A 7971-nucleotide genomic window follows, 5' to 3' on the forward strand; every position below is an offset into this window, starting at 1 on the left:
GATCAGCGGCGCGAGGCGCCGCTGATCGACGTCTCGCTTCACGGTGGCCTGAACCATGCTCAAGAGCCAATGGCGTATTTTTGCGTCCTTGCGCGCTTCGGCCAAAAGCATCCCGCCCAAAATGATTTTTTGCCCGTTTTCGAGCGCCCGGCTCTGATTACGAAGGCGAGCCAATTCGGCTTCCTTCTGTGCGATTTTTTGCTCTATCGTCAGCGCCATTTATCCCGCCTCCTCTCTTTCGGTCGTGCTACGATATCACGCAGCCAGAGAGCGAAGCGAACTGCAAAGTGCGCACTTACGGGTTGCTACGCAACCCAGTACGCCCTGCGGGGCTAAAGCAAAATCAAAAGCACAGGAATCAAGAGCCGTGGCAATTTTCCACTGCACCACCAAACCGATAGCGAGAAGCGCCGGACGTTCGTCCGTTGCTGCTGCTGCTTATCGGTCTGGTAGTGAGTTGGTCGATCAACGCACCGGCTTGATCCACGACTACACCCGCCGGGCGGGTGTCGAGTCGGCTGAAATCCTGATGCCGGACGGCGGAACCGCCGACCGTTCCGAGCTGTGGAACGCCGCTGAAGCCGCCGAAAAGCGTAAGGACTCGCGCACTGCCCGCGAATGGATCGTGGGTTTGCCCGCCGAGCTGGGGGAGGCTGGCCGCAAAGAGTTGGCCCGCGACTTCGCCCGCGAACTGGCCGAGCGTTATCGTGTGGCCGTGGACGTGGCGATTCATCGCCCAGACCAGGAAGGCGACCAGCGCAATCACCATGCCCACATTCTGATGACGACCCGGGAAGTCAGCCGGGGGGTTGATGGCATCGAGCTCGGCAATAAAACCGCCTTGGAGCTGGGCGACAAAGACCGCGCTAAGGCTGGAATTGAGGGGCGCAGCGCGCACGACATCGAGCAGTTGCGCGAGCGTTGGGCCGACCTAACCAATCGCGCCCTGGAGCGCGAAGGCCGTGCCGAGCGGATCGACCATCGCAGCCTTGCCGCTCAGGGCATCGACCGCGAAGCCACCACGCACCTTGGCGCAGTCGCTACGGACATGGAGCGCCGGGGCAAGGCGTCCGACCGGGGCGACGGCAACCGCCAAGTGATGGCGAACAACGTCGAGCGGGAGCGGGTCAGCGCGCAGATTATCGACCTCGCGGCCGAGCGGGAGCGCCGCCGTCCGGTCGAAAAGACCAAGACCGCCGCCGAGATTCGGCAGGACATCGAGCAGTACAAGCGCCGCCATGGCCGTCCGGCGTTCATGGATGCCGCTGACGTTGCAGCTCAGTCGTCGCCCGTGACCACGGCTTACGCCAAGGTGCGCGACCTGACGCAAGAGCGTAACGAGGCACAGGCCCGAAAATACCAAGCGATGGTGGAAATTGAAGAGTGGTCGGAGCGGCACCCCATGCGTGCCAAAATGGCGGCTATTGGACTGAACAAGCCGGATTACTTGGTTGAGCGCGAAAACGCCGTGAAGGCCGCGAACACGGCGCTGGAAGCACTGCCGGCGAAGATCGAGCAGGCCGACAAAGCCTATCTGCAGATCAGGCGCGAAGAGACGGCCAAGATCAAGGCGCAGTATCAGCCACAACGCGAGTGGGTGGCCAATGCTGAGCGCCTGGCCGCTGAGCGTGAACGGATCGAACGAGCTGAGCGCCTAGAAACTGCCAAGCGCGAGAACGATAAGCGTGACCCAGAACGGGAACGCTCACGAAGCCGCAATTTCCCCAGAGAACGCTAGTTCCGTTGATCAACCGCCAAGGCTGGCGTTCCTGTCGTTCGGTTTAACCAGGCCGTGCCGAGTGGGCGTGTAGTGGTCGTGGCCAGGCGCTTTTGAGCTTCACGCTACGGCTCATATCCGCGATAGTGGTGCTTTCGCTTTAGGAGTTACGGAGGGTCAGGCAAAATCGCAGCTCAGATACTGGAGCAGCGATCCAATGAAGCTACTGTTTACCTACGATGATCGTGACGATGCCGAAGAGGCTGCCGAGAAGCTGACCGGTGAAAAACGGCTGGCTAGTGAGCGGGATTCAACAGTCACAATCTATAACCTCTTTGGTATTCCCAGTTGGGGGAATTTTCACCGGCTGGGAATGTACAGACTAGGTGAACTTAAAGACCTGTTAGCTCGCCGCACCGCCTGGCAACAGATAGACCAGGCTAACCATGCAGAGATTATTGCCATGCTAGAAACGGTGGCAAAAAACTATGGTGTTGAGGTTCCAAGTCACTGGTACTGAATTAGGGCGCAATGCCTACCAGGATAATAGGCACTGCTGGAATACCACGGCCTTGCCTCATTAGATTGAACAAATCCCTTTCATAATAAGGAACGCCAGATGACATATCTCGTTCCATGGACTTCATTGGAACAATCTCTATACCAACATCGATGTTGCCGTTGATATAGAAAGACATGTGTTTGACGAAAAGGTCGTGGGCAACAAAAGAATATTTACCAAACTGCACTTCAACCGCAACCCGATCCTTAATGAAGTCGGTTTGATTATAGGTCATGATTGGTTCTTGATTGCCTTCCTCAATAGTTCTTTTCTGGTCATCAGGTTTCAGGTTTACAATCTGACGTAAAATCCTGGTGTCCTCAGATAACCAGTTAGTAACTCTCTCTTCTTTCCAATTGTTTTTTTCAAATAGCTGTTTAAACTCGGCATTCATATCTACAGGCGAATAAAGAGTTTTCCCTGCTTTTCTTGCTTCGGCAGATGCTTTTGTCCTGCACCGTTCAGCATCTACTCCCGCAATAATAGCTTCAACCTCTGCCCATATTTTAGGCTTATGGTACTGAAGGTATTCAAATCCATTTAAGTGGGAGTAGTACTGAACAATTCGCATCTAATGTCCGCCATTGGGCAACGTAGGGTCGTAGACCGGCTTATGCATCGGTCTAGTGTCGAGTGTTCCTGCCCTGAGGGCGTGAACTCGTTCCCATGCTACATCAACGTATTCGCGTATGACATCACATCCATAGGTGCGTCGGTCATGCTTGAGGGCTGCCACTGCGGTAGAACCCACGCCCATGTAGGGATCAAACACTGCATCGCCGGGATTCGTGAGCGAGAGAACCAGACGCTCGACCAGCTCAACAGGGAACTGGCAAGGGTGGATGGTCTTCTCGACGTGGTTATTTTTCACATTAGGAAGTATCCACATATCACCAGGATTTTTACCCAACGGGTTTCCTGATAACTGCCCTGCTTTTTCACCTTTATAGTATTTTTTGTTCGGATATTTGGACGGCACCCTAATTGGATCAAGGTTGAATGTGTATTCATCTTCCTTAGTGAACCAAAGAATTGTCTCGTGTCTTCCTGACAATCGGTTCTTACAATGTAACCCGTGCTCAAAATGCCATATTATGCGGTTTCTTAGTTTTAGTCCGTGATCTTTGAATAGATGATAAAGAACTATGTCTAGCGGGAAAATTTCGCCCTTTTGGACATGATTACCGACCTGCCAGCATATTGAACCCTGCGGATGAAGCAAACGGACGCACTCAGAAATTACTTGCGTTTGGCCACGTATATAATCCTCAAGAGATGAGCGTTTTTCGTATGACTTTCCGATGTTGTACGGAGGAGACGTAACGATCAGCTTCATTGATTCGTTTTCTAAGCCCCGCATAAAAAGAAGATTGTCTTTATGTACAAGAACGGCGTCTTGGTTATCTGAATTCACTGTATTGGCTTTCATGGTCACCTCTGCGTATTACAAATATACGGCATTCTCTGCTAGAGATCCAGCACTTAGCCGAGCCGTGTGAGGTGTTCGTCGAATAACGGAACCGCTAGTCCTTGTGGATCAACCGCCAATGCTGCTTCGGCAGGTCAAGCAGCAATCCGGAGGTGCCTAAGTGTCCCTCGGTATCATCCTGGTGATCGACGCAGCTATCAGGTACTGCTCGTAATGCAACACCGTCTTTCGCCCAGTCTTACTGGCGGAAGGCCCATTTTTTCCACCACGGCAGCGGTAGCTGCGGTGAATCTGGCACGCCTTCGGGCGTGTCAGGTATGACAGATGGCACAGGATCAGGTTTGTGCTCGATCAAGCGCATCGCCTGGCGAAGTTCGGCGACTTCTTCCCGTAGAGCTTTCAATTCGGCCAAGATCAGGGCCGTGTCTTGTGTGCCAACACCAGTGCCAGCGTGTGCCGGTTTCTCAATCTCAGACTGTGCCACTGGGAGCAAAGTGCCATAGACGCGGATTAGCTCAGACGTCTCCAATCGACGGGCGTTATCACCCTCAGGCGCCCAAGATAGACGGCCTTTAGACATATCCCGGTAGAGCGTTCGACGGCTCTTTCCGGTCAACTGCTGTGCCTCTTGGATAGTGTGCCACGCCATGTGTCACCGCTCCTCGATTTGGTGTGCCACTTTACTCGTGCTTACCTAAACTGCGATAAAGGAGGCGCGCATAAGCTGCGTTATCTGATGCTGTACATCCTCGCATGCTTCAAAGAAAGCCAATGGCGCATCCTCTGTGCCATCGTCCAGGATGCTTTCCATGTCATGGACCAGCGCCCCGAGTTGACGGAGATGCTGTTTAACGTCGGCTAGATTCATTGTCAGTCTCCATATCTTGGATGTCAGAGCCCCTAACGCGGGGCACTTCATCCCTTGTGACTGGCAATAATTCAGCTTGGTCCGGGGGAGGCAAATCGCCGGTAGATATCGGATGTTCGCCGGCCTGAAGAACGGGAACATGGCGCAACTCGACATTATCCCAGTCCTCAACAGGCCTCCCCTGATCGCTTTCGCTGACCACTACCTCGGCGTAGAACGACGCGTATCGCTTGCCGCTATGGTCCCGCCAAACGACCTTGGAGTTGATGACATAGCCGTTAGCTGTCCCGATTTTCACGATTTGGAGCCAGCGCTCTGACTCAAGTAGGCGAATGGCGTTATGTATCGCCGTTCTGCCGTAGTTGAGGATCTGGCAGAGAGTGGACTGGCTGATAACAATCGCGTTGGTCTTATTCATCCGCTCCGTCAGCAGCATGAAGACTTGAAACGCGCTAGGGCTACGCCGAGACAATTCACGAATGTCTCGGATGTAACCACGGGTCAGCATGGCGAAATCAGCGGGGTCTTTTCTGATCTGTTTCAAGTGAACATATCCGTTCGGCCTGGTGAACATGATGTTCAGTATATATGAACGCCGCGTGCGCACAAGATGTTCACTCAGATGGTAAATGTTCACTCAGCTAGTGAACATATATGTTCACCCTAGAGTGAACATATCAAGCAGGTCAAAAAATGGCTGCAGGCCACGTATTTACTGGTGTTCAGACTTTTTCGTCCAGAAGTGCCCTCTTTTTCTTTTAGGAGCGGGGCTAAGTGGTGCCGCCTGCGGCGCCACCGCTTGCGGTCTTGCAGGCTGCGATGAACGCAGCCGCCGACCTCAGTCCGCGTTTAGCCTGTGATTTTGGTGTTGCTTCGAAAAACGTCAGAGACGATATGCTCTATCACGTCCAGGTCGTTCCAAATCGCTGGTCGGGTGCTTTTTCCGGCCAGGGATTTGGGACGGCCCGACAACGAGCGCAGCGAGGCGTCAGTCTGATAGTTATCCACGGAGCGAAGCGAGGTGGGTAACTGTCCCAGACGGCTCGTTGGTGCTCTTTGCCCCGTAACGGCGCAAAGCGCCGGGCGGCCATAGGCCGCCTGTAACTGATTTTTTTAACGGGAATTCGCGAGTTTGAGATCGTGCGAAGCAAGATCAAGCGCCGTTCCAGTCGCTGTGCGCCCGTCTTACACCGCACACAAACTCTAGGCCTTACACGGGCTGCTTCGCTCCTTCACGGCGCTGGCTTACGCCCTGCGCGCTTCGCTTGCGTGTTAGACAGTGAAAGGGCTGTCATCCACTTCCACAACGTCCTTTGGCTCTCAGTCGTCACCCAGATAGGTCGGGAGCCCTTCAGGGTATATCACTGGCCCATGCCGTGGTTTAGTCGCTTCCAACGACACCTGGCAGCGTCCAATCGGGTAGTCGCCCGCGAGATTGATATAGCCCTGCAGATCGGGGAGGTTTTGAAGCTCGGAGGGCATCACGGCCTGTTCCCGCTGGAGCGATTCGGTGGACGATGCGCTTTGCCCTTTCGAGGTGCTGGACAACTTCCAGCGTTCGCGCTCGCCCAATTCTCGGGCCAGCTTTTCCGCTGTCTCGCCATCTACGGAACGCAAAATGAGCTTGTTCGAAAAGCAGTTGAGTAGCGTCGAGGCACGTTCCCTGCCGTAAGTGGACACGAGCTGACTGTAGGACTGGAAGGCTACGACCACACGCACGTTGCGTTTGCGGAGTTTGGTGGTGGCGGCAATCAAGCTGGCTAACTCTCCGAGCGTGTCCAGCTCGTCAATGATGATCCACGTGTTTTGCCCGCCTTCGGCGCGTTCAAGCCCCGCCGATACCAAAATATCCATCCAGCAGGCGATTAGATCGCGGGAGACGCCTAATTCGGACTCCTTGAACGGCACCCACAGCCAACGTGGATCAGTGCTTTGCATATATTCGCGGAGGGAGAAGCCGCCGCCGCGCATGAACTGCCAGCATTGCAACACTGTGCCAAAAACCGAGCGAATATTGGTCAACAGGCGGTCACCACCGTCTTGAGTCAAAACGCTGGACGAGGTGCCCGCAAGCAATGGTTGCAGGGCTTCGGCGCTGTAGCCGGTGGCGATCCGCAACAATTCGGCGTTATCGACATGGGTATTCATGCCCAAGTTAGCGAGCAGCTTTTGCGCCATTTCGTGCCATGCGCGCTCGCTGCCTTGGCCGTCCGGTACGACCGAACGTGTAATGCGCATCCAGTCGTGCGATTCACGGATTTCGTTCACCAAGTTCCAGCCAAGCGAGCGTTTATCGAACGGCGACAGCACCAGGTCACCAGGTGCGCCGAATTCGGCCCCAAATTCGCCGCCGTTGTCGATAACAATGGCGCGATCACCACGCGCCCGAATGTCGGCCAGCAAGCCGCGCAGTGCGACCGACTTACCGGCCCCGGTGCTAGCCGTGATGGCGATGTGCAGGGCCTCATTGGCGGGTGGGATTGGCGTCTGTGCCAGCCTCACCCACCCGTCAAAAACGTTCTTGTCGTGGTATTTGGTCGGATCGCGGCGAAGGTCGTTTTCCGCCTTGCGCCATTCCGGAGTGACATTGCCGCGCTCATCGGTGCGGGTAATGCCCCGTGCCGTCAGTTCTAGTGCACACAGAAGGCTTGCCGAGGTGGAGAGTTCAACCCCCCTTACCACCTTGGGATCGCTGCGACCCTCTGGCAGATATTTTTCTATGAGGACTTTCACGAATCCCAGCCCGTACCAGACGGCGGCGCCCATCACCGCCAGCTTGACCCAACCAGTCAGCGGGGTTGAAAAGCCTAGTTGCTGCGTCCAAGCCCACCAGACGAGCCAGATCAGTGCGAGGTAGCGCCAATGCCATTTCATGGTTTGGCCTCCCGGCGATCTGAGCCTCTGCAAAGACCGCTCGCAGGGCCTCTAGATGTCCATATGGGCAGTTCTAACGGAAAGTTGGGGGCTGTGCTTCGGTTCTTCAGTATTTGCGCATAGGTGGCCGTAGCGGTGCTTACGGCAGCGTGGTCAGTTATGGTCAATCCACGCTGCACTTGGAGCAAGTGCCCCTGCCAATTACGCAAATAGGTTATATGCGCCTCGTTTGGCTTTGCCTTTTTGCGTTCATCAGCTAAATGCTGGGATGCCAGGGCCCTGACATTCCCTATGGTGCTAATGGCTGTTTCGTATTTGGCCAGTTCATCTCTTTCAAATGTCATACGGCAGCCTCTCCATAGCTTTATGTATGTAACGCCATTGCCACCTCATAGTGTTTTATCCAGGGCGGCGAGCTCGTCGATCAGCGGCGCGAGGCGCCGCTGATCGACGTCTCGCTTCACGGTGGCCTGAACCATGCTCAAGAGCCAATGGCGTATTTTTGCGTCCTTGCGCGCTTC

General features: G+C 54.9%; 9 protein-coding genes. 2 read left to right on the forward strand and 7 right to left on the reverse strand.

Translation table 11 applies throughout. The features are described from left to right. Positions 1 to 219: hypothetical protein (locus tag ACZRMS_RS25865; protein WP_463997606.1), on the reverse strand; the 219-nt coding region annotated here is incomplete at its 3' end. 148 nt (positions 220 to 367) lie between these two features. On the opposite strand from ACZRMS_RS25865, the gene mobQ reads away from it, so the two are divergent. Further along, positions 368 to 1738 carry a MobQ family relaxase gene (gene mobQ / locus ACZRMS_RS25870; RefSeq protein WP_274521397.1) on the forward strand — a complete coding sequence of 457 codons (1371 nt, stop codon included), beginning with the start codon at positions 368 to 370 and terminating at the stop codon, positions 1736 to 1738. 196 nt (positions 1739 to 1934) lie between these two features. Next, positions 1935 to 2237, forward strand: a complete 303-nt coding sequence (locus tag ACZRMS_RS25875; protein ID WP_047299609.1) for a hypothetical protein — start codon at positions 1935 to 1937, stop codon at positions 2235 to 2237. A 1-nt stretch (position 2238) separates the two neighbouring features. On the opposite strand, the gene ACZRMS_RS25880 is transcribed toward ACZRMS_RS25875, so the two are convergent. From ACZRMS_RS25880 to ACZRMS_RS25905, 6 genes are all read right to left on the reverse strand, one after another. After that, on the reverse strand, positions 2239 to 2850 hold the full coding sequence (locus tag ACZRMS_RS25880; protein ID WP_047299607.1) for a BglII/BstYI family type II restriction endonuclease: 612 nt from the start codon (positions 2848 to 2850) through the stop codon (positions 2239 to 2241). Next, entirely contained in the window at positions 2851 to 3708 is an 858-nt protein-coding gene (locus ACZRMS_RS25885; protein WP_078481981.1) for a DNA-methyltransferase, read from the reverse strand. A gap of 238 nt (positions 3709 to 3946) precedes the next feature. Then, positions 3947 to 4357 (reverse strand): entry exclusion protein 1, encoded by a 411-nt coding sequence (locus ACZRMS_RS25890; RefSeq protein ID WP_233098630.1) that lies wholly within the window; start codon positions 4355 to 4357, stop codon positions 3947 to 3949. A 45-nt stretch (positions 4358 to 4402) separates the two neighbouring features. Beyond that, positions 4403 to 4576, reverse strand: a complete 174-nt coding sequence (locus ACZRMS_RS25895) for a hypothetical protein (protein WP_203451958.1) — start codon at positions 4574 to 4576, stop codon at positions 4403 to 4405. Then, positions 4557 to 5120 (reverse strand): helix-turn-helix domain-containing protein, encoded by a 564-nt coding sequence (locus ACZRMS_RS25900; protein ID WP_139053267.1) that lies wholly within the window; start codon positions 5118 to 5120, stop codon positions 4557 to 4559. Before ACZRMS_RS25900 ends, ACZRMS_RS25895 begins: the two co-directional genes overlap by 20 nt. Before the next feature lie 776 nt (positions 5121 to 5896). Further along, complete coding sequence (locus ACZRMS_RS25905) at positions 5897 to 7450, reverse strand: type IV secretion system DNA-binding domain-containing protein (RefSeq protein ID WP_047299615.1); 1554 nt, start codon at positions 7448 to 7450, stop codon at positions 5897 to 5899. Positions 7451 to 7971: the final 521 nt, after the last annotated feature.

It is taken from the genome of Pseudomonas sp. B424, from assembly GCF_055408345.1.

Coding starts and splice junctions, on each gene's coding strand:
- ACZRMS_RS25875 (WP_047299609.1), top strand. CDS start 1,935: ATGAAGCTACTGTTTACCTACGATGATCGTGACGATGCCGAAGAGGCT.
- ACZRMS_RS25880 (WP_047299607.1), bottom strand. CDS start 2,850: ATGCGAATTGTTCAGTACTACTCCCACTTAAATGGATTTGAATACCTT.
- ACZRMS_RS25885 (WP_078481981.1), bottom strand. CDS start 3,708: ATGAAAGCCAATACAGTGAATTCAGATAACCAAGACGCCGTTCTTGTA.
- ACZRMS_RS25890 (WP_233098630.1), bottom strand. CDS start 4,357: ATGGCGTGGCACACTATCCAAGAGGCACAGCAGTTGACCGGAAAGAGC.
- ACZRMS_RS25895 (WP_203451958.1), bottom strand. CDS start 4,576: ATGAATCTAGCCGACGTTAAACAGCATCTCCGTCAACTCGGGGCGCTG.
- ACZRMS_RS25905 (WP_047299615.1), bottom strand. CDS start 7,450: ATGAAATGGCATTGGCGCTACCTCGCACTGATCTGGCTCGTCTGGTGG.